At 29.8% G+C, this 21524-nt stretch carries 19 protein-coding genes; 12 read left to right on the top strand and 7 right to left on the bottom strand.

What is annotated here, in order from left to right; genetic code table 11:
• Positions 1 to 55: 55 nt before the first annotated feature.
• Complete coding sequence (nhaA, locus tag HRT41_03685; protein NQY23106.1) at positions 56 to 1228, top strand: Na+/H+ antiporter NhaA; 1173 nt, start codon at positions 56 to 58, stop codon at positions 1226 to 1228.
• Between the two features lie 6 nt (positions 1229 to 1234).
• Here the strand turns inward: nhaA and HRT41_03690 are convergent, their stop codons facing one another.
• The 4 genes from HRT41_03690 to ilvC form a co-directional block, all read right to left on the bottom strand.
• A complete protein-coding gene (locus HRT41_03690) occupies positions 1235 to 1999 on the bottom strand; it encodes a DNA-protecting protein DprA (protein ID NQY23107.1) in 765 nt (254 codons plus the stop codon).
• A gap of 61 nt (positions 2000 to 2060) precedes the next feature.
• Positions 2061 to 4517 carry a cache domain-containing protein gene (locus tag HRT41_03695; GenBank protein NQY23108.1) on the bottom strand — a complete coding sequence of 819 codons (2457 nt, stop codon included), beginning with the start codon at positions 4515 to 4517 and terminating at the stop codon, positions 2061 to 2063.
• 477 nt (positions 4518 to 4994) lie between these two features.
• Positions 4995 to 6056: a divergent polysaccharide deacetylase family protein gene (locus HRT41_03700; GenBank protein ID NQY23109.1), complete on the bottom strand. Its 1062-nt coding sequence runs from the start codon at positions 6054 to 6056 to the stop codon at positions 4995 to 4997.
• A gap of 34 nt (positions 6057 to 6090) precedes the next feature.
• The gene (gene ilvC / locus HRT41_03705; protein ID NQY23110.1) at positions 6091 to 7113 is read right to left on the bottom strand and encodes a ketol-acid reductoisomerase; all 1023 of its coding nucleotides are present in this window, start codon (positions 7111 to 7113) and stop codon (positions 6091 to 6093) included.
• 183 nt (positions 7114 to 7296) lie between these two features.
• On the opposite strand from ilvC, the gene HRT41_03710 reads away from it, so the two are divergent.
• The 6 genes from HRT41_03710 (at position 7297) to deoD (ending at position 12292) form a co-directional block, all read left to right on the top strand.
• Positions 7297 to 9159 (top strand): VacB/RNase II family 3'-5' exoribonuclease, encoded by a 1863-nt coding sequence (locus HRT41_03710; protein NQY23111.1) that lies wholly within the window; start codon positions 7297 to 7299, stop codon positions 9157 to 9159.
• Between the two features lie 52 nt (positions 9160 to 9211).
• Positions 9212 to 10204 (top strand): DNA polymerase III subunit delta, encoded by a 993-nt coding sequence (locus HRT41_03715; GenBank protein ID NQY23112.1) that lies wholly within the window; start codon positions 9212 to 9214, stop codon positions 10202 to 10204.
• Between the two features lie 66 nt (positions 10205 to 10270).
• Entirely contained in the window at positions 10271 to 10627 is a 357-nt protein-coding gene (locus tag HRT41_03720) for a 30S ribosomal protein S6 (protein ID NQY23113.1), read from the top strand.
• 21 nt (positions 10628 to 10648) lie between these two features.
• Positions 10649 to 11176 (top strand): single-stranded DNA-binding protein, encoded by a 528-nt coding sequence (locus HRT41_03725; protein ID NQY23114.1) that lies wholly within the window; start codon positions 10649 to 10651, stop codon positions 11174 to 11176.
• 14 nt (positions 11177 to 11190) lie between these two features.
• Positions 11191 to 11451 carry a 30S ribosomal protein S18 gene (gene rpsR / locus HRT41_03730; protein ID NQY23115.1) on the top strand — a complete coding sequence of 87 codons (261 nt, stop codon included), beginning with the start codon at positions 11191 to 11193 and terminating at the stop codon, positions 11449 to 11451.
• A gap of 142 nt (positions 11452 to 11593) precedes the next feature.
• Positions 11594 to 12292 carry a purine-nucleoside phosphorylase gene (gene deoD / locus HRT41_03735; protein ID NQY23116.1) on the top strand — a complete coding sequence of 233 codons (699 nt, stop codon included), beginning with the start codon at positions 11594 to 11596 and terminating at the stop codon, positions 12290 to 12292.
• A gap of 34 nt (positions 12293 to 12326) precedes the next feature.
• Here deoD and HRT41_03740 read toward each other — a convergent pair whose 3' ends face one another.
• Positions 12327 to 13511: a phosphopentomutase gene (locus HRT41_03740; GenBank protein NQY23117.1), complete on the bottom strand. Its 1185-nt coding sequence runs from the start codon at positions 13509 to 13511 to the stop codon at positions 12327 to 12329.
• Positions 13512 to 14180: a deoxyribose-phosphate aldolase gene (gene deoC / locus HRT41_03745; GenBank protein NQY23118.1), complete on the bottom strand. Its 669-nt coding sequence runs from the start codon at positions 14178 to 14180 to the stop codon at positions 13512 to 13514. It lies immediately after the preceding gene.
• 87 nt (positions 14181 to 14267) lie between these two features.
• Between deoC and cdd the strand changes: the two genes are divergently transcribed.
• The 5 genes from cdd to add all read left to right on the top strand — a co-directional run bounded on the left by cdd (position 14268) and on the right by add (position 20224).
• The gene (cdd, locus tag HRT41_03750; protein ID NQY23119.1) at positions 14268 to 14672 is read left to right on the top strand and encodes a cytidine deaminase; all 405 of its coding nucleotides are present in this window, start codon (positions 14268 to 14270) and stop codon (positions 14670 to 14672) included.
• A gap of 106 nt (positions 14673 to 14778) precedes the next feature.
• On the top strand, positions 14779 to 16023 hold the full coding sequence (locus HRT41_03755; GenBank protein ID NQY23120.1) for a NupC/NupG family nucleoside CNT transporter: 1245 nt from the start codon (positions 14779 to 14781) through the stop codon (positions 16021 to 16023).
• A 9-nt stretch (positions 16024 to 16032) separates the two neighbouring features.
• Positions 16033 to 17340, top strand: coding sequence for a thymidine phosphorylase (gene deoA, locus HRT41_03760; protein ID NQY23121.1), 1308 nt, complete (start codon positions 16033 to 16035; stop codon positions 17338 to 17340).
• A gap of 26 nt (positions 17341 to 17366) precedes the next feature.
• Positions 17367 to 19154, top strand: a complete 1788-nt coding sequence (gene nadN / locus HRT41_03765) for an NAD nucleotidase (GenBank protein NQY23122.1) — start codon at positions 17367 to 17369, stop codon at positions 19152 to 19154.
• Positions 19155 to 19231: 77 nt separating this feature from the next.
• A complete protein-coding gene (add, locus tag HRT41_03770) occupies positions 19232 to 20224 on the top strand; it encodes an adenosine deaminase (protein NQY23123.1) in 993 nt (330 codons plus the stop codon).
• A 747-nt stretch (positions 20225 to 20971) separates the two neighbouring features.
• Here add and HRT41_03775 read toward each other — a convergent pair.
• Positions 20972 to 21403: a hypothetical protein gene (locus tag HRT41_03775; protein ID NQY23124.1), complete on the bottom strand. Its 432-nt coding sequence runs from the start codon at positions 21401 to 21403 to the stop codon at positions 20972 to 20974.
• Positions 21404 to 21524 lie beyond the last annotated feature (121 nt).

Consider the following 21524-nt stretch of genomic DNA (forward strand, 5'->3'; position numbering starts at 1 on the left):
CTATTTTATATTTGAAATAAGTATTTCTAAAAATACTTATTTATTAAGGATTATCATGAATTTTTTAGATGAATTTATTAAAAAAGAATCTTCGGCAGGAATTTTATTAATATTTGTAACTATTTTTGCTTTGATTCTAAAGAACACAGATTTTTCATCCTTATACGATGCTTTTTTACATACCCCTGTTGAAATAAAGTTTGGTGCTTTGCAAATCGCTAAACCGCTTATTTTATGGATCAATGATGGCCTTATGGCTATTTTCTTTTTTTTAATTGGTTTAGAAGTTAAAAGAGAAGTATTAGAAGGTCATTTATCTACTCTTAAACAAGTAGCGCTTCCTGCATTTGCTGCTGTTGGAGGTATGTTGGTACCTGCTTTAGTATATGTGTATTTTAATATTGGAGATGATGTTGCTATGAGAGGATGGGCAATTCCAACGGCTACTGATATCGCTTTTGCTTTAGGAATACTTGCAATGCTTGGAAAAAGAGTGCCATTAAGTTTAAAAATATTTTTAATGGCACTGGCTATTCTTGATGACTTGGGCGCTATAATTATTATTGCTTTATTTTATACGGCAGATTTATCAACCTTATCTATTATTGTTGCAGCTGTATGTATTGTTGTATTAATTATAATGAATAAATTAAATGTAATTAAACCAGCTGCATTTATTATTATTGGTGTAATTTTATGGATATCTGTACTAAAATCAGGAGTACATGCTACTTTAGCAGGTGTGGCTTTAGCATTTACTATTCCTATAGTCTCAAGAAAAGAAAATGGTGAACATTTTTCAATGTTAAAAGATATGGAGCATAGTTTACATTACTGGGTTGCATTTTTTATTCTTCCTTTATTTGCTTTTGTTAACGCAGGAATTGATTTACGAGGTATTTCTTTTGAACAAGTATTAAACCCTGTTCCTTTAGGAATTATGTTGGGATTATTTTTTGGAAAACAAATTGGTGTATTTGTATTCTCCTATATAGCAATTAAGCTAAAATGGGCTTCTTTACCAGAGGGAGCTAATTTTAAACAGCTGTATGCGGTTGCTGTATTAACAGGAATTGGTTTTACCATGAGTTTATTTGTAAACTCACTTGCTTTTCCAGATGATACTATGTTTGCATATACTGATAAATTAGCTGTTTTAATTGGTTCGTTTGCATCCGGAATATTAGGATATTTTTTACTTAGATTTTTTACAAATAAACAAGCTTAGGCTTGTTTATTTCGGATAAATAATGCCATTTTTACTGTAGATTTTACCTTCAAGTTCATATTCATATATTTTATTCCCAAATTTCTCAAGTGCTAGTTGCATGTTTATCCCATATTTGCAAAATAAAAGAATTTCATCCTTATTTTCTTCTTCTATTTTATATCTATTAACGAAGTCATCAATATCATAAATTACTTCTGCTTTATTTTGTATAATCAAATCTTGTGTTCCTAAACTTTCTCCAATTCGGTGGGCTAAAACAAAGACTTTTTTATTTTGTTTTTGTGCAAACTCGAAAGAGCGTAAACTGCCTGAGTTTAATTCAGCTTGTGTAATAATTAATACTTCTCCCAGCGCAACAACCCATTCATTTCTTTGCACAAAAGTATAGGCTCTTGCTTTTTCATCTTTAGGATAAGCAGATAAACACAAACCTTTTTTTTCTATATGTTTAATCAAAGAAGAATTTACACTTGGATATCTAATATTCAAAGCATTTGCCATAACAGCAATGGTATTAAAATCATAGGTGGCATTATGCGCAAGACTATCAACTCCCATAGCAGCTCCTGAAACAATTGTAATACCTCTTTGAGATAGTTTTGAGCTTAATTCATAAGTTAAGGCTTGTGTGTAAGAAGATGGCCTTCTTGAACCTACTATAGATATTTTTCTGTTTTTAAGTAAAGCTGTGTTTCCAATATAATAAATAGGAGAGGGGTATTTTTTAAGGACAGAGAATTCTTTTATATCTTGAGTTAAATGTTTCATGGGATAACTTTTAATATTATTATATCAAGAAAGTTATAAATTAGTAAAGGTTTTTTTATCTTTATAGAGGAATAATTATTTTAAACAGAACTCCTTTTTCACATGGCTCACATGTAATGTTCCCATTTAAACCTTTTTTTACTATATTGTAAATGATATTTAATCCAAGTCCTGAGCCGCCTTCTTTTCTATTGGTAGTAAAAAAAGGATCAAAAACCTTTTGGAAATTTTCTTTAGGAATTCCTTTTCCATTATCGTGGTAAAGTATCTGCACATAGGTTTCTTTTAAGGTAATTGCAAAATGAATCTTTCCTTTTTCATGTTCTTTAAAACCATGTCTAATTGAGTTGGTTATAAGGTTTGACATAATATGGGAAAATGCTCCAGGATAAGAATTAATTACAATATTGTCGGGACAATCAATGCTTAGAGATATAGACGTTTGTGCAACAATACTGTTAATACTAATAAGAACTTCGTCACAGTACTCTTTTAAATTAAATTCTCTTCTTTCATCTTCATTTTGATCGGCTTCGATTTGTTTGAAACTTCTAATAAGTTTGGCTGTTTTATTAAGATTTACTTCAATAAGAGTTGATAACTCCTTAGATGTTTTTAAATATTCTTCAAAGTCCTCTTTTGACATCAAATCCTTGTTATAGGATATTGAGATTTGATCGCAAAGATCACGTAAATGTGTTATGGCTGTTAGTCCAACACCTACAGGAGTATTTATTTCATGTGCAACACCTGATACTAATACTTTTAAACTTGCCATTTTTTCTGCTTCAACTAATCTGTCTTGTGTTTTTTTCAAGTTATTTATTGTTTCTTCCAATTCATTATTAGAATCTTCTAGTTCAAGGTTTTTATTTTCTATGGTATTAAGCATCTCATTAAACTCTATACTTAAAATTCCAATTTCATCTTTTCTATTTGTATTGGGAGCTCTTTTTGAATAATCACCTTTTGATACGTTTATTATTAATTTTGATAAAACACTAATAGGTTGTAATAGATTTCTAAAAAACAATAAACTGTAAGCTAAACTAAGAAGTAATACTATAAAAGCAATTTTTAAAATATACTCAATAACTTCATTTGCTGAAGCTTTAAACTCATCTATATATACAGATGATCCAATATACCAATCCAGTTCAGGTATATATTCAACCCAAGATTTTTTGTCATAAATATATTGATTTTTATCTTCGGGTTTATCCCATTTATAGGCATAAACATTTTCTTTTTTTGTAGAAGCATTTACCAATTCATCGTAAATATTATAGCCAGAAGGTGTTTTTAATTTATAAAAATTTTCATTACCATGAAGATTTGAATTGGGGTGAATAAGCATTTTCCCTGCTTTATTAAAAATATATAAATAACCTGTTTTCCCAAGTTTGGTTTTGACAATAATTTCACGTAACTGCTCCATCATGGCAGCTTTTTTTATTTTTAACTCTTTTTGTACTTCATCAATATAAAAACCCGTGGATATAATAATTTCCCATTTTGGAAAATCTTTTGAATAGGTAAATTTTTTTAAGGGATTTTCATAGTGTTTATCTTTTGACCAGTAGTATGAAGTAAAACTATCCCCATATTTTCTAGTTTGTTCAACAATTAAAGGAATAATTAAATTGGCATCTTTATCAAGTATATTCGTAAAATCCCTTCCTTGATAATAGGGATGGGAAACCATGACATTTTTGTAGTTAGAAATAAAAAAATAACTATTATCCCCATAACGCATTTTTGAAATCAGTGTAAAAACTTCTTTTTGTAAACGTAGTTTAAGTACATCATAATATTCTCCTGTCATTATCATCCAATTATAGGGTTTAAATATAAAAGAATATGCAATTTTTTTCTCATTTTTTAGTGATTTTGGATTAGGCCATTCATAATTCAGTATTCCTTTTCCTGTATCTTTTGCTTGTTTAATTAATGACTGAATAATAAATGTTCCTTTGGGGGTTCTTTGGTTTTGATTTTTTTTATTATTAAATTTTGTAAGAATGGGGTGTGAAATTATATTTCCTTCTAAATCAGTAAGAACAAAATAACCTGTTCCTTCACTGTATCTATAAATATTAATATAATTGATGAGTGCTTTTTTTAATTCTTCCTCACTCATTATATTTTTATTTTTTAGGTAAAATCTTTGCAAGTTTTCATTAAACTCAAGCGCTTTTTTTTCCAATGAGTTTGCAATGTTTTTTTCTTTTGATTGCTCATATTTATTTTCTACTAAAGAATAGATGGTTTCTGTTAAGAGTTTCAATTCATTTTTATGCTGTGTATATGTCCGTTGTTCAAAATCTAATAAATTTTTTTGCACGTTCTTAACTAATAGAACTACTTTGTTGAGTGTTTCTTTTGCATGCGATTCTTCTAAGTTTTGGAAACTGTCTTCAACTTTTGGAATAGCAAAAAAATAAATGGCTAAAGTAAAAATAATAATCATATTACAAACAATAAACATAGCTTTTATGAATAGTTTTGATTTAAACATAATTAGATTTTTCTCCTATAATAAAAGTTTACTTCCTATTTTAGGATAAATTATATAATAAATTTATGCAAGTAAATAATTAATGTTTATATCTAAACATAATTAAATAGTGTGTTTTTTTGGTTTAATATTTATTTGATGGTATTTTTAATTATTTTAGAAAAAAAATTATTTTCTAAATATATTGTCAGTTAAAATATTTTAAATAGAAATTAAATATCTAGTTTCCCATCTTAATGTTAAAAAATATTAAATATTTTTTAAATTATTTAATATAATAGAAAAAACAAATATAGGGATAGAATAGCAGGTAAAATAATGAAAATAACTTATAAATAACTTTATCTCTGTATTCTTTCATGAGTATTAATTCTAGAAGCTAAGATTATTTTATTATTAAAGAAGGGATAAAAGCTTTAGATATATAATATTGCAATTAAAATGAAAGCTTGATAGAGGCTTAGTGTTAAAATAAAATCATTTTTTAAGGGATTCATTTAAATAAACAAGCTCTATATCTTTAAATAAGTGTTCTGATTCTTTGAGTACTTTTATCGTAATTGGATAAGGATGGCCAATAGCAATAGCCGAACCCTTTCTTTTAGCTATGTTAATTGCTTTTTTTAATTGATTTTGAATGTAAGAAAAGTTTTGTTCATTGTCTAAAAAGATGTTTCTAGCAATAAAGGGCATTTGGTATTTAAGTGAGTATTTTTTAGCCAAACTCTTAGAGGTAGTTCTACTATCAACAAAAATAAAATGATGTTTTTTCAAAGCTTTGTATAACTTATCCATAGCCACATCATTTGCAGTAAATTGACTTCCTGTATGATTGTTAATATATAAACCTTTGGGATACCATTGCCGTATTTTTTGAATATAGTTTTCTATGGTTTCATAAGAATCATTCATATTTAAGGTATCTTTTTCTTGAAATTTAAAAGTACTTTTTGCTTCTAAAGGAATATGAATCATAAAAAAATCTAAAGGTTTTGCAATAAGGGCTGAATTCGCATGTGCAGCTGTTGGAGGTAAAAAACTCATTGTTATATGGTGATTTAATGCCAAAATATCTTTAACTTGAAAAGAAGAAGATACATCATCAATTATAATCACTAATTGAGGTTTTTCCTTTTTTATTAAATTTTCTTTTTTTATTACTGTAAGGTAATCTTTTTCTTCAATTGTAACAAAACCTGTTGTTTGATTGTTTTTGAGTTTTTCTTTTATTTCTTTTATTATATTATTATCAGAAATTTCTTCCGTATTTAGAATAGTATTTAATTGTAATTGCTGCTGGTATTTTTCTAATCGTTCTTGTCTATATTGTTCCAGTTCTTTTTTATCTTGTAATTGAGTATTTATATGTTTTGTATTGCTATTTGTTTGTGTAGTTATATTTGTTTTTTGTAATAAAATAGTATATGCAATGATGCTTGCTGTAATTGAAATAAAAACCATTAATAAAATTAAATTAAGTATTTTTATTTTTTTCTTAGTAGGTTTTCTTTTCTTTTTTGAGTATTTTCTTTTAGGCATGAAGCTATAAAAAGTAAGGGAAGACCCTTACTTTCTAGTTTTTATCCATATCAACAATTTTATTTGCTTTAATCCATGGCATCATTTCTCTTAAATCAGCACCCGTTCTCTCAATTAAAGAAGCTTTTGCGTTTGCACGTTCAGCATTCATTCTTGGGTATCCAGATTGACCTTCTAAGATGAAGTCTTTTGCAAATCGACCATCTTGAATTTCATCTAAAATTTCTCTCATAGCTGCTTTAGATTCTGCATTAATAACTCTTTTACCAGATACATAATCTCCATACTCAGCAGTATTAGAAATTGAATATCTCATATCAGCGATTCCACCTTCAAACATTAAATCAACAATTAATTTAACTTCATGTAAACACTCAAAATATGCTAATTCAGGAGCATATCCAGCATCTGTTAATGTTTCAAAACCAGCTTGAATAAGAGATACCATTCCGCCACATAATACAGCTTGTTCTCCGAATAAATCTGTTTCTGTTTCATCTTTAAAAGAAGTTTCAATAATTGCAGTTCTTCCACCACCAATAGCACAAGCATAAGATAATGCAATAGCTTTAGTATCTCCTGTAGGATCTTGTTCAATTGCAATTAAATCTGGAATTCCTCCACCTTTAACAAATTCAGATCTTACAGTATGACCTGGAGCTTTAGGAGCAATCATCATTACATTGATATTTGCTTTAGGAGCTACTCTTCCATAATGAATATTAAAACCATGACCAAATGCTACATAAGCACCATCTTTAAGATTTTGCTCAATTTCATTTGTATAAATGTCTGCTTGATTTTCATCTGGTAATAAAATCATAACAACATCAGCAACAGCAGTAGCTTCTGCTACAGTTTTAACATCAAAACCTTTAGCTTGTGCTTTAGCCCAAGAAGCTCCACTTTTTCTTAATCCAACAACAACTTCAACTCCAGAATCTCTTAAGTTTTCTGCGTGTGCGTGTCCTTGTGATCCAAAACCAATCATTGCAACTTTTTTTGCTTTGATTAGCTCAATATTACAATCCTTGTCATAAAAAACATTTAATTTCATGTATATCCCTCTACTTTTTAAATTTGCGCTATTTTATCAAATAAAAGCTAATTTATGGGTTAAGAAAAAATAAAAGTCCTTTTAATGGGCTTTTACATATAGATAGACTTAATATATAATAAAATATGAGCTGTGTTTTTATTTGTTTTTAGCTAGTATTCATCTAACTAAAGAAGGATACTCATGCTAAAAGCACTGTTTACAAAAATTCTAAATCAAGAAAAAACTTTTTCAAAAGAAGAGAAAATAATAATTGAAAAATATCTTAGCAGTGAAATACTTCTAAAAAAAGAAGATCATTTTGTAATGAACTCTAAATACAGAATTGGGGTATTAAAAGTAGATAAAAATTTTGCACTTTTGCAAGATCTGCAAAGTGATTTAAAAAATATTAAATTAGATATTACTAAATTAAATGGTGCTTATGACCAAGATTTGGTTTTAGTAAAACGTATCTTTAATCCCAGAAATAAATTCAAAGCAAGTATTATTGAAGTTCTAAGTAAAAATGAAAATGATATTTTAGTTTATGTGAATGATAATAAACTAATAAGTATAAAAGAACAAATTCTTTTATCTCATAAAAATATACAAAAAGTATGCAAAGCCTATAAAAATTTTGATGTTTTATTATTGGATTCAAAAACCTTTGATGTTAAAAAACATTTAGGAAATATCAAAGACGCAAAAATTGATGAAACATTGTCTTTATATATATACAAACAAATTCACAGAGCCAATTTTGAACTTGAGGTTAATGTTGAAATGAAAGACGATGAAAAAAGAAAAGATTTAACTTCTCTTGCTTTTTGTACTATTGATCCTAGCAGTGCAAAAGATCACGATGATGCTATATTTTATGATAAAGATAAGAATATTTTGTATGTTGCTATTGCTGATGTGTCTTATTTTGTTAAAGAAGGAAGTGTAATAGACAAAGCGGCTTCAAAAAAAGCGGTTTCTATGTATTTGCCTAATAAAGTTTTACCTATGTTACCTTTTGCTTTATCTGAGGAGTTATGTTCTTTAGTTGAGGGTGTTAATCGTTATGCTTATGTATTTAAAATATTTTTGGATAATAATTATGCTGTTACCAAATCGGAAGTTTTTGAAGCCATTATTAAATCTCAAAAGAAATTTGCTTATGAAGATATAGATGCATTTTTAGAAGGAAAAAACAGAAGTAACAATGAGTGTGAAAAGAATATTCTGTCTTACATTACCCCTTTATATGAACTTACTAAAATCATCAGGGAGCGAAGATTAAAAAAGGGTTATGATTTTAGAACCGTTGAAAACAGACTTAAACTAAATGATAAACAAGAATTAGAACAAATTATTACAGAAGAATCAACCGCTTCTCATCAGTTGGTTGAAGAATGCATGTTGTTAGCAAATATTGAAGCCAGTAAAAAAGTAGCTAATATTGCAATTTATAGAATACATGAAGAACCCTCTTTTAAAGATATATCAAAATTAATTGATGATGTAAATATTTTGGGGATAAAAGCAAAAATGGGTTCTTCTGTTCATGATACGATTCTAAAAATTCAAAAACTTGCTTATGACTCAAGTATACGTGCAGATGTAGATGAGTTAATTATTCAAGCTCAAACACAAGCAAAATATTCATCAAAAAACCTAGGGCATTTTGGTTTGGGTTTTTTATCTTATTCTCACTTTACATCTCCTATTAGAAGGTACTCTGATTTGGTTTTACACAGAATGTTAAAAACCAAACAAGTTCCTGCTAATATTGATGATATATGTGATTATATTTCCAATGAAGAGCGTTTGGTTGATGTAGTTGTTTGGAACTTAGAAGCACGAAAATACGCAAGATGGGCTAATAAAAACATAGGACGTGAATGCAAAGCAGTTATTGTAAATGAAGATAAATGTTTGGCTAAATTATCCAATGATATGCCAGGCCTTAGAGTATCTTTGGATAATTATAAAGGGGCAAAACTTTTTTCAAAAATAAAAGTTATTATAAAAGAGGTAGATTTAGTAAGTACAAAAATAATTGCTTCCATTAAATACTAAGCTTTTAGATTATTTTTGCTTTGCTTAATTTTATTTAGGATACCATTACTGCATGTATAAAAACGAATTTGATAATCTTTTACGGCAAAATAAAACGTTTAATGCTTATATGTTTTATGGGCAATCTTCTTATATGGTAGAAGCATATGCGCAAAAAATTGCTGAAACTTTTGGCAGTGATGCTGAGGTAGAAAAAGTTTATTTCGATGATTATAATTTTAAAGATGTCAAAAATTCACTTCTACAAAATTCATTATTTTCTTCAAAAAATATAATTATTATCAAACGTGAAAAAAAACTTCTTAAAAAAGAAGTGGATGAATTAATCGCTGCTTGTAAACAAAACAAGGACTCTACTGTAATTTTTGCTTGTATTGGGGATGTTGAATTTAAAACAATGGCCAATGCTTTTTCTAAAAAACTTGAAAAATCACAAGAAGCGGTAGTTATTCGCTTTTTTACTCCTTTTGTAAATGAAGCCTTGAAAATTCTTCTTGATTATTCTAAAGCTAAAAATATGAATATTGATAATGCTTCTTTATCCCACTTATACTTTATGCATAAAAATGATTTGAGTTTATGTATTAATGATTTAAACAAACTAAGTATTTTACAAGAATCCATTTCTACTAAAGTGATAGATAATCACTGTTTTGGAATAAGTACTATTTCTTTAGAAGATTTTTTACACAATTTATTGGACAGTAAAAGTATTGCTAAAGATTTGTATTATTTATTAGATGAAGGTATCAATGAAGTTTATTTAATTAATCAAATAACTGCTTTTGTTCAACAGCTTTTTATGATTTGTGCTTATGCCAGAACGATAGGAACACCTGATGCAAAAGAAATTTTAGGTTTTTCACCTCCTAAAAACATTTGGGAGAAAAAAAGCAAACTTGCTATTAGAATCAAGCCAGAGCAGTACTTAGAGATGTTTGATTTTTTATTAAACCTGGAATTAGAGTTTAAATCTTCTAAAGTTAAAGAGCCAAATTTGTATTTACAAGCTTCTCTTAGAAAGTTTTCAGTTTTATTTCGCTAAAATCACCACTTATCTAAACCTTGCTGATGTTTTTATAGATATCGGCTAATACTACGAGGAGATTAAATGTCAAGAATTAGACATTACGAAACTATGTTTATTGTGAAGCCTACACTTTCTGATGAAGAAACTGTAGCACAAATTGAGTTAGTGAAAACTAACATTGAGAAAAATGGTGGTGAGATTGTTGCTTGTGATGATATGGGTTCAAGACCTTTAGCATACGAAATAGACAAACATAAAAGAGGGCATTATTATATTGCATATTTTAAAGCACCTACTGAAGCTATTTTAGAGTTAGAAAGAAATTACAGAATCAATGAAAATATCATTCGTTTTATTTTCATTAAATATGAAAATAACAGAGAAATGGGTGCATATAATAATATGTGTGAAGTTGCTCTTAAAAAAGCTGCTAAATAATTTTTAAACTAGGACTTAAGTATGTATAACAAAACAATTATGGTTGGAAGATTAACCAGAGATATTGAACTAAGATATTTGCCATCAGGGGCAGCAGTTGCTAAAAGCTCAATTGCTACTTCACACAGTTATAAAACTCAAGATGGACAAAAAAAAGAGGAATCTTGTTTCTTAGATTTTAATATTTTTGGTCGAACTGCTGAAGTTGCGAATCAATATATACGAAAAGGTTCAAAAGTTTTATTAGAAGGACGTTTGGTTCTTGAACAATGGACAGCACAAGATGGGTCTAATCGAAGTAAACACTCTTTACGAGTGGATAACATGACTATGTTAGATTCTAAAGCTGATTCAGCTGCATTAGGAGAGCAAGGTGGTAATCAAGGTTACAATCAAGCTCCTCAACAACAGCAACAAAATCAATACAATGCTCCTTCTCAAAATAATTATGGGCAACAACAAAGCGGTGGAAATTCTTATGCTAAGCCTCAAGCGCCAGAGCAAAGAATTCCAGAAATTAACATTGATGAAGATGAAATACCTTTTTAGGATAGGAAATTTAAATGGCTGAAAAAAGAAAATACGGAAGAAAATATTGTAAATATACTGAGATGAAAATTACTTTCATTGATTATAAAAACACTGATTTATTAAAGATTTCAATGAGTGAAAGAGGTAAAATTATGCCTAGAAGACTTACTGGAAACTCTAAAAATGCACAAGAAATGGTTGAAACTGCAATCAAAAGAGCTAGACATATGGCACTTGTTCCATATATTGTTAACACTCAAAACGTTACAGAAGCTGCTTACTCTAGATACTAGAATAAGAAGATTCTAAAAAGGGAAGAACATCTGTTCTTCCCTTTTTTTATGCCTATACTTCTCAAAAGCTATTTTTTTATTAATCCTTTCATAAGTGGATTTTGAGTATTGTACGCTTTACAAAAGAAATTAAGGATATAAAATGACACCACATATACAAGCAAATAAAGATGAGTTTGCAAAAACGGTTTTAATGCCTGGTGATCCATTAAGAGCAAAATATATAGCAGACACTTTTTTAAGTGATGTAAAAGAAGTTAATACAATAAGAAATATGTTGATGTATACAGGAAACTATAATGGAAAAAGAGTTTCTGTTTGTGGTTCTGGAATGGGAGTGCCCTCAATTGGTATTTATTCATACGAATTATTTAAATTTTATGATGTTGATACTATTATTCGAATCGGATCTGCTGGAGCTTATAGCGAAGATTTGAAGCTTTATGATGTTGTTTTAGTTACTGAAGCTTATAGTGATTCGGATACTTTTTCTAAATTAGTGCTTAATGAAGCAAGTCATTTAGCTTACCCAAGTGAAAAAATAAATGAAAAACTAGAAACAAGTGCCCAAACATTAAATATTACTTTGCATAAAACAAGAACACATTCATCTGATGTGTTTTATTCAAGCAGGTCTTTAGAAGATACTATTAAAGATACGGGTGCTAAATGTGTTGAGATGGAATCTACTGGATTATTTGTTAATGCAAAAGCTACAGGTAAACAAGCTGCTTGTTTATTAAGTATCTCAGATCATTTAGTTACAAAAGAAGCGACATCTGCAAAAGAGCGACAAACAACGTTTAATGATATGATTAAGGTTGCTTTAGAGTCTTTATAAAAAATAAATAAAGACATAAATTTATGTCTTTATTTTATAAAAAAGATTTACCTAAAGGAGTGGCTTTAATATTTAAGTGTTGAGCAATACTAGTACTCATATCTGCAAAAGTACTTCTAATACCAATATTTTGAAGGTTTTTGCTTTTTAACATTCCAAATACAGGTACATTTTCCCTTGTATGGTCTGTTCCTTTAAAGGTAGGATCACAACCATGATCGGCTGTAATTATTAATAAATCTTCTTCTTCTAGGGCTTCAATTATTTCTTTAAGTCTTGTATCAAAATACTCTAAACCAGAAGCATATCCTTTTGTATCTCGTCTATGCCCCCATTCCATATCAAAATCAACAAAATTAGTATAAATAATACCGTCTTTTTTTAAGTTTTTCATTTGTTTTAGTGTTTCATCTGCCAAACCTTCTAAACCATAAGCTAAAGCTTTTTTAGAAATTCCATGCCCACAAAAGATATCATATATTTTTCCAATGCCAATTACTTCTTTATTATTAAGAACAGCAGTTTCAAGAACCGATTTTCCACTGGGTCTTAAAGAATAATCTTTTCTGTTTTTAGTTCTTTTAAAACCTTCTTTTTCATTTCCAGTAAATGGCCTTGCAATTACTCTTCCAATACCATGTGAATTGGTAATTTTTCTTACAATTTCACACAAGGCATAAAGATTATCTAACCCAAAACTTTCTTCGTGGGCTGCTATTTGAATAACAGAATCAGCACTGGTATAAAAGATAGGTTTATTGCTTTTAACATGTTCAAGAGCAAAAGTATCAATAACTTCAATTCCACTTGCATGTCTGTTTGCTAACATGCCTTTAATATTACCTTTCTCTATGATTTCATTCATAAGTTCGGCAGAAAAAGCAGGAACAGTTTTTGGATAAAATTGCATTTCAAAATCAATTAGAACCCCTGCCATTTCCCAATGTCCCGATAAAGTATCTTTTCCAATTGATAATTCTTGTGCGGCTCCATAAAAACAATGTTTTACTTCTTTGTTGGTATTTTTTAATTTAAGTGTTTTATTATTGTTTGTTTCGTAGGCTTTTAATAAACCCAAAGAGGTTAAATTAGGAATATCTAAAGTAAATTCATTTGCAATATGACCAAATGTATCCGATCCTTCATCTCCAAAAGCGTTAGCATCCTTGGCATTTCCAATACCAAAAGAGTCCATTACTAACCAAATAACACGTTTCATTTAATACTCTTTCCCATTATCTTTTGAGCCATTTACAATAGCAATTCCAGCACTAACACCTAATCTTGATGCACCAGCTTCAATCATTGCTAGGGCTTTGTCATAATCTCTAATTCCCCCAGATGCTTTTATGAGTACTTCATCTTGAACACATTCTTTCATAATTTGTATATCTTCAATACTTGCGCCTCTTGTTGAAAAACCTGTAGAGGTTTTAATAAAAGTAACGCCTAAGTCTTTACATATTAATGAAACTTTTTTTAATTCATCTTTTGTGATTAATGCTGTTTCAAAAATTACTTTTAAAGTAAGACCTTTACAAGCTTCTTGAACCAGGGCAATATCTTCTTTTACTTTATTATATTCTTTTGCTTTTAAAAAACCAATATTAATTACCATATCTATTTCTTGCGCACCATTTTTGATGGCTGTTTTTGCTTCATATGCTTTTGTCTCTTTAGTACAAGCTCCTAGAGGAAAACCAACTACAGTACAAACTTTTACAGCAGAATTTTCTAAAAAAATTGAAGCTTCTTTAACATAAGAAGAATTGATGCAAACACTAAAAAAATTATATTCTTTTGCCTCTTGGCACAAAGTCTCTATATCCGATACAGTGGCGCTTGGTGCGAGTAATGTATGGTCAATGTATTGTGATAAATTTTTCATGTATTTCCTTTTAATCTAAAGGCGTAGTATAGTATTTAGATATAAAATCAAAGCTTAAGTTAAGCAAGTTCGGCTAATATTTTATTTATGGAAAATAAACAATTAGACACACTTATTCAAAAAGCAATTCTTGCTTATAAAAATGCTTATGCACCTTATAGTAAGTTCAATGTTGGCTCTGCTATTCTTGATGAAAATAATAATATTCACATTGGTTGTAATGTAGAAAATGCTGCTTACCCCTCTGGCTCTTGTGCCGAGGAACAAGCCATTGGAAACATGATTGTTAATGGGGGAAGACTTATTAAAGATATAGTAGTTGTTGGAAAATCAGACTTGCTTGTTACACCTTGTGGGGCTTGTAGACAACGTATACGAGAGTTTTGTGATAAAGATACACTAATACATATTTGCCATAGTAACAAAGGGCACCAAAAAAGTTTTAAGTTAGATGAACTTCTAAGCTACTCATTTGGGCCAGAAAATCTTTAAAGTAGAATAAAATAGAAAACTTGAATTAGTGCTTGGAAAAAAGAGTGTTAATTTATATTTTGTATCTTTTATTTGCTTTAATATATAAACATTAAGGAGTTATTTTATGATTGGAATATTAGGAATCGTATTTTTACTATTGGTTGCGTTTTTATTTTCAAAAAACAGAGGTGCAATTAATAAAAGAACAGTAATAGGTGCATTTGCTTTGCAACTATCAATTGGGGCATTTGTATTATTATTGCCCTTTGGAAAAGGTGTATTACAAGTAATGTCAAATGGGGTAAACTGGGTTTTATCTTTTGCAAATGACGGTATTGTATTTGTACTTGGACCCTTAGCTACATTTAAACTGGGCTTTATTTTTGCGGTTAATGTTTTGGCATTTGTAATCTTTTTTGCAGCTTTTATTTCTGTTTTGTATTATTTAGGAATTATGCAAATTTTTATCAAAACTATTGGTGGGGCTTTGCAAAAACTATTAGGTACATCAAAAACCGAATCTATGGCAGCTGCTGCAAATATTTTTGTAGGACAAACAGAAGCTCCCTTATTGGTTAAACCTTATTTACTTAAAATGACACCTTCTGAACTCTTTGCCGTAATGGTTGGGGGTCTTGCATCTGTAGCTGGGGCCGTTTTAGCTGGGTATGCACAAATGGGTGTTCCTATGGAGTACTTAATTGCAGCTTCTTTTATGGCAGCACCTGGTGGATTATTATTTGCTAAAATCTTAGTTCCTGAAACCCAAATACCTCATGAGCCAACAGATCTTGATATGAAATCAAAGAATGTAAATATTCTAGATGCAGCTGCTGAAGGTTCATCCAATGGTATGACTTTAGCTATTAATATTGCAGCTATGCTTATCGCTGTTATTGCTTTAATTGCATTATTGAATGGATTTTTAGGTTTAATTGGAGAAGGAATTAATTCTGTATTAGGAACAAGTCTTCCTGTTTTATCTTTAACATCTATTTTTGGTTATTTATTAGCACCTGTTGCTTGGTTGATTGGTGTTCCTTGGGAAGAAGCTTCAATAGCTGGTGGAATTTTAGGTCAAAAAGTTATGATTAATGAATTTGTTGCTTATGGGGATTTGATTCGGTATTTCCCTGCTAATATAGCAGAAAGTGGTATGGTTGAATTATCATCTAAAACAATTGCTATTTTAAGTTTTGCTTTATGTGGTTTTGCAAATATTGCTTCTATTGCTATTTTATTAGGTGGCCTTGGAGCTTTAATACCAGAAAGAAGACAAGAAATTGCTAAATTTGGACTTATTGCAGTATTGGGTGGAACACTATCTAACTTAATGAGTGCATCAATTGCAGGGATTTTTATAGGATAAGGAAAATAAATGTTTATACCTCAAGAGTTTATTAAAAAGAAACGTGATAATTTGCTTTTGTCTAAAGATGAAATCAATGAATTTATTAAAGGTGTAAGCGATGGCAGTGTAGCAAATGAACATATAAGTGCTTTTGCTATGGCTGTTTATTTTAACGGCATGAATTTGGATGAGAAAACAAATCTGACTCTTGCTATGAAAAATTCTGGAAATACATTGACATGGGATTTAAATGGTCCCATTGTTGATAAACACTCAACAGGTGGAGTAGGTGATGTTGTATCACTAATGCTTGGCCCCTTACTTGCTGCTTGTGGCGCTTATGTTCCAATGATTTCAGGACGTGGACTTGGTCATACAGGTGGTACCTTAGATAAATTAGAAAGTATTCCCAATTATAATGTTCTTCCAAAAGATTCTTTATTTAAAAATATTGTAAAAGATATTGGTGTTGCTATTATTGGACAAACAAGCTCACTTGCGCCTGCGGATAAAAGAATTTATTCAATTAGAGATGTTACTGCTACGGTTGAAAGTGTACCCATGATTAGTGCATCTATTTTGGCAAAAAAACTTGCTGAAGGTTTAGATACACTTGTGATGGATGTAAAAGTTGGAAGTGGTGCATTTATGCCTACTTATGAGCTCTCAAAAGAACTTGCTCAAAGCATATCGCAAATTGCCAATAAGGCAGGGGTAAAAACCGTCTCAATTTTAACAGATATGAATCAGTGTTTGGCTTACAATGCAGGAAATGCCCTAGAAGTTAAAGAAGCTGTTGCTTATTTAAAAAATACGAATAAAAATCCCCGTTTGCATGAAGTTACTATGGTTCTATGTACACATGCTCTTATTAATTCAAAGCTTGCAAAAGATGAAAAAGAAGCGCGAGGTAAATTAGAAAAAGTTTTATCTTCAGGTCATGCTTTAGAAATCTTTGCAAAAATGACTCATGCTTTGGGTGGACCTGTTGATTTTTGTGATAATCCCGATAAATATTTACAAAAAGCCAATTTTGTTAAAGCGGTGTATGCGCCAAAAGCAGGAATAATTGCAGCAATTGATACTATAGCACTTGGAATGAGTGTTGTTGGTTTAGGTGGAGGAAGAATTCGTTCAAGTGATATGATTGATCACAGTGTAGGATTAGAAAATGTTATTGCTTTAGGAGAAATTGTGGAAAAAGATTCTGTACTTCTAATAATTCATGCAAAAGATGAAAATGCTTATCTTGAAGCGAAACAAAGAGTTTTAGCAGCTATTAAAATTGGAAGTGTAAAACCAAATGTCCAAGAGATATATGAGATATTCTCTTAAACTTTTATAAATACTTAGGAATGAAGATGAAAAATATGTATTCAAAGATAATGTTAAGTTTGATTTTAGGTGCCAGTGTTGTTAGTGCAAATAATGCTGAAGCCTTTAAACTCTCTGTATTTCACGTAAATGATATTCACTCACATATATCAAGTGAACGAATGAAATTAAAAGTAGATGGGGTTAAAACCTATATGCAAATTGGTGGATATGCAAGAATGGTAAACCAGTTAAAAAAATTAAAAGCTAAAAAACCAAACTCTTTAATATTAAATGCAGGAGATACTTTTCAAGGAACATTGTTTTATTCTTTGTTTAAAGGAAAAGCAGATGCAAAAGCTTTAAATTTAATTTCATGGGATGCTTATGCTTTAGGAAATCATGAATTTGATGATGGAGATAAAGCACTGGCTGATTTTCTTGATTTATTAGACGATGATATTACAATGCTTGCTGCTAATGTTGTTCCTGATAAAGGAAATATACTTGAAGGAAAATGGTCTCCTTATGTTATTAAAACAGTGGGAAAAGAAAAAATTGGAATTATTGGAATTGATATAGTTGGCAAAACAATTAAATCTTCTAACCCCAGTGATGAGATTAAATTTTCAGACGAAACAAAAACAGCTCAAAAATATATTAATGAATTAAAAGCCTTGGGTATTAATAAAATTATTGTTTTATCCCATCAAGGATACAAAAATGATTTAAAAATGGCAGCAGCTTTAAGTGGCGTTGATATTATAGTAGGGGGAGACTCTCATTCACTCTTAGGTGATTTTTCAAATCTTGGCTTAAAAAGCACTTCAAATGATTATCCTACTCTTGTTACGTCAAAAGATAATAAACAAGTGTGTGTGGTTCAAGCTTGGGAATATGCTCACTTATTAGGAGATTTAGATGTTGTATTTGATAAAGCTGGGGATGTTTTATATTGTACAGGACAGCCTAAAATTCTAGCGGGAGATGTTTTTAAAAGAAAAAACAAAGACGGTAAAAAAGTAGAAGTAAGTGAAGATGAAAAAACAAAAATCTTAAAGATTCTTACGGCCGCTTCAAACATTGATATTGTAGAAGAGAACAAAGAAGCCTTAAAAATTGTAAAAGAATATGAAGACAAGGTAAATGAGAAAAAAACTATTGTTATTGGTAGTGCTGGTGAAGAAATAGGTCATAGTAGAATTCCAGGGGATACGTATGATAAAAGAAATACTCTTCCTTTAGGAAGTGATATTGCAGCAATTGTTGCTAAATCTTTTTATGATTTAAGTAAATTAGCCGATGCTTGTATTCAAAATGCAGGAGGGGTAAGAACACCTATTATGAAAGGTGATATTTCTATGGGAGATGCATATTCTCTTTTACCTTTTTCAAATACTTTGTTTGAAATTCAAATGACAGGTAGTGAGATTAAACAAGTATTAGAGGATGCTATCGCAAATGTTAAAACAGGAGGATCAACGGGATCATTCCCATACTCTTATGCCTTAAAATATGATGTTGATATGAGTAAAGATATTAATAATACTGTTTCAAATTTAGAAATTCTTAATAGAAAAACTCAAATTTGGGGAGAATTAATAAAAGATAAAATGTATACCATTGTTACAAACTCATATACCGCAGGTGGAAAAGATGGATATACTACTTTTAAAACAGTACAAGATAAAAGAGGTAAGGGAGTAGATACTTATTTAGATTATGCCCTTAGTTTTGTAAAATATGTAGAACATAAAAAAGCCAATAATGAAGAAGTAATGATTTTACCAAAAGATTTACATTCTATTAAAAGCTTCAAAGCAGATACGAAATAGATTTCTTAAGGAAGTAGAAATATCTGCTTCCTTTCTAACATTAGCTAATTACGTTATACTTAACAAAAAGAAATACAATGAAAAATACCCCCCTTCCTTTAATGGATTTACACAGACACTTAGATGGAAATATTAGACCAAAAACAATTTGGCAACTGGCACAAAAAAACAATATTAAACTGCCCACAAGTACTTTAGAAGATTTTATACCTTATGTACAAATACAAAACCAAGAAGCTGATTTAATGGCATTTTTGAAAAAACTTGATTGGGGAGTTGCTGTTTTATCTTCGTTAGATGATGTAAAACAAATTGCTTATGAAAATGTGGAAGACGCGTTTAATGCAGGGTTAAACTATGCAGAACTAAGGTTCTCTCCTTATTATATGGCAATGAATCATAACTTGGATGTTCAAGATGTAGTGGAAGCGATTATTGATGGTATTCAAGTAGGTTTAAAAGATTTTAAAATTAAAATTAAACTTATTGGAATTTTGAGTCGTACTTTTGGAGTAAAGAAGTGTCAGCTTGAATTAGATGCACTTTTAGCTTTTAAGAATAATATCACTGCTATTGATTTAGCAGGGGATGAATATAATTTCCCTGGCTCTCTATTTGTAGAACATTTTAAACAAGTACAAGAGGCCGGTTTGCATATCACTGTTCATGCAGGAGAAGCTGGAGGTGTGCAAAGTATGTATCAAGCAATAGATGAGTTAAAAGCTACACGAATAGGTCATGGCGTAGCTTGTGCTAGTGATGAAGCTCTTATGGATTATATGTTAGAGAAAAATATAGCCATTGAATCCTGTATTACGTCAAATTATCAAACGGGAACTATTGATAGTATTAAAAACCATCCTATTAAAACATTTTTAAACAAAGGTTTAAAGGTATGTTTAAATACAGATGATCCAGCGGTTGAAGGTATAGAGATTAAACATGAATTTGAAATAGCACAAAGTATTGTTGGTTTAGATGACAAAGATATTCTTACTTTAAAACAAAATGCTTTTGATATTTGTTTTTTATCAAAAGATGAGAAAAAAGACTTATTAAACTCTTTATAATATAGTTTACAAAAAAGAGTATGAATTTAGCTTATCACTCCATACATAAAATCTGGCACAGTTGATGTCATAATATTAAATTATTATTTATATTTAAGAGCTCGTGAAAGCTAGCGCATTCGTTCTTTTTCTTTCTTGATTGCAAGAAAGAAACAAAGAAGCAACTGACGGTTGTTGAAGGCTTGCAGCTCCCCTCACTTATCATTTTGTATTTCTAACTTGCGGAACTCCCTAAAACGTGCATTAAAGCACCTTTCTTAACGGTCATACAGTCCTCAGTTTTTTCCGAAATACAAAATAAACGCTCGGCTTCAACAAAGTCAGAACCACTCTCCACGATTACTAATAATAATTTCTTCTTTTTAAAGATAGAAGAATAAAGAACATTGTGTAAGTAAACAATCTTTCATAAGGCTCTTCCCCTGACTTTGTGAAAGCTAAATCTTTTTATTTTTTAACGGAAAAAGGTGAAAACTGTGTGAGCGTCAGAAATGTGCTCTTTAGCACATTGTAGAGAGTTTTATATCATAGCTAACAAATAAAAATATTTAGGAACCCGAAGGGCTTTATCATTTCGTCAGTTGCTTTCTTGTTTCTTCTTTTCAATAAAAGAAGAAAAAAAAGCGCAAAGGTCACTTTGTATGAGCTCTTAAATATAAAAGTGTAGATTCATTCTCAGGGGTGTTTTTTTTCTACTTTTTATCAAAATAAGAAACAAGGACTTATTATCTTCCTCTTTAGAATAAATTACAAAAAATACTTTTTCAGGTATTCTTGGTAGCCTTCTTCATCATAATTTTTTGAATACTTATTCATAAATCCATGTAAATACTTACTTTGGACTATAGATACATTTTTTGTATCTTGTATTTGATTCTTTAGCTCTTCAATGCAAAAATGCTCTTCGTATTTTGGAAAAACTAAGGTCATTTTAAACAAAGGTTTAATATTGGGATAGTGTCTAATTTGAGAAGAATAAAAACATACAGCTCTTGTAATATTTTTATTAAAAAGTATTTCACTTAAAACCCAAATAGCGGATCCTCCCATACTAAAACTAAGTACTTCAAATTCTTCATTTATTTGGCTAATCCTATCTTTTACAATTTTGATATATTCTTCTAATCCAATATTATGGCTAAAATATTCATAAGCATTTTCATCACTAGAAAAATTCATAAATTCCTTTTCATAAGGGTCAATAATTATATAAGGGTTTTTAATATTGTCACATAATTTTACAAGTGCAGGAGTATTTCCAAAGATATCGCTAATAACAAGGGTAAGAATAAAAGATCCT

The sequence above is a fragment of the Campylobacteraceae bacterium genome (assembly GCA_013215945.1).
In the GTDB taxonomy this organism is placed as follows: domain Bacteria; phylum Campylobacterota; class Campylobacteria; order Campylobacterales; family Arcobacteraceae; genus NORP36.

Coding starts and splice junctions, on each gene's coding strand:
- nhaA (NQY23106.1), top strand. CDS start 56: ATGAATTTTTTAGATGAATTTATTAAAAAAGAATCTTCGGCAGGAATT.
- HRT41_03690 (NQY23107.1), bottom strand. CDS start 1,999: ATGAAACATTTAACTCAAGATATAAAAGAATTCTCTGTCCTTAAAAAA.
- HRT41_03695 (NQY23108.1), bottom strand. CDS start 4,517: ATGTTTAAATCAAAACTATTCATAAAAGCTATGTTTATTGTTTGTAAT.
- HRT41_03700 (NQY23109.1), bottom strand. CDS start 6,056: ATGCCTAAAAGAAAATACTCAAAAAAGAAAAGAAAACCTACTAAGAAA.
- ilvC (NQY23110.1), bottom strand. CDS start 7,113: ATGAAATTAAATGTTTTTTATGACAAGGATTGTAATATTGAGCTAATC.
- HRT41_03710 (NQY23111.1), top strand. CDS start 7,297: ATGCTAAAAGCACTGTTTACAAAAATTCTAAATCAAGAAAAAACTTTT.
- HRT41_03715 (NQY23112.1), top strand. CDS start 9,212: ATGTATAAAAACGAATTTGATAATCTTTTACGGCAAAATAAAACGTTT.
- HRT41_03720 (NQY23113.1), top strand. CDS start 10,271: ATGTCAAGAATTAGACATTACGAAACTATGTTTATTGTGAAGCCTACA.
- HRT41_03725 (NQY23114.1), top strand. CDS start 10,649: ATGTATAACAAAACAATTATGGTTGGAAGATTAACCAGAGATATTGAA.
- rpsR (NQY23115.1), top strand. CDS start 11,191: ATGGCTGAAAAAAGAAAATACGGAAGAAAATATTGTAAATATACTGAG.
- deoD (NQY23116.1), top strand. CDS start 11,594: ATGACACCACATATACAAGCAAATAAAGATGAGTTTGCAAAAACGGTT.
- HRT41_03740 (NQY23117.1), bottom strand. CDS start 13,511: ATGAAACGTGTTATTTGGTTAGTAATGGACTCTTTTGGTATTGGAAAT.
- deoC (NQY23118.1), bottom strand. CDS start 14,180: ATGAAAAATTTATCACAATACATTGACCATACATTACTCGCACCAAGC.
- cdd (NQY23119.1), top strand. CDS start 14,268: ATGGAAAATAAACAATTAGACACACTTATTCAAAAAGCAATTCTTGCT.
- HRT41_03755 (NQY23120.1), top strand. CDS start 14,779: ATGATTGGAATATTAGGAATCGTATTTTTACTATTGGTTGCGTTTTTA.
- deoA (NQY23121.1), top strand. CDS start 16,033: ATGTTTATACCTCAAGAGTTTATTAAAAAGAAACGTGATAATTTGCTT.
- nadN (NQY23122.1), top strand. CDS start 17,367: ATGAAAAATATGTATTCAAAGATAATGTTAAGTTTGATTTTAGGTGCC.
- add (NQY23123.1), top strand. CDS start 19,232: ATGAAAAATACCCCCCTTCCTTTAATGGATTTACACAGACACTTAGAT.
- HRT41_03775 (NQY23124.1), bottom strand. CDS start 21,403: ATGAATTTTTCTAGTGATGAAAATGCTTATGAATATTTTAGCCATAAT.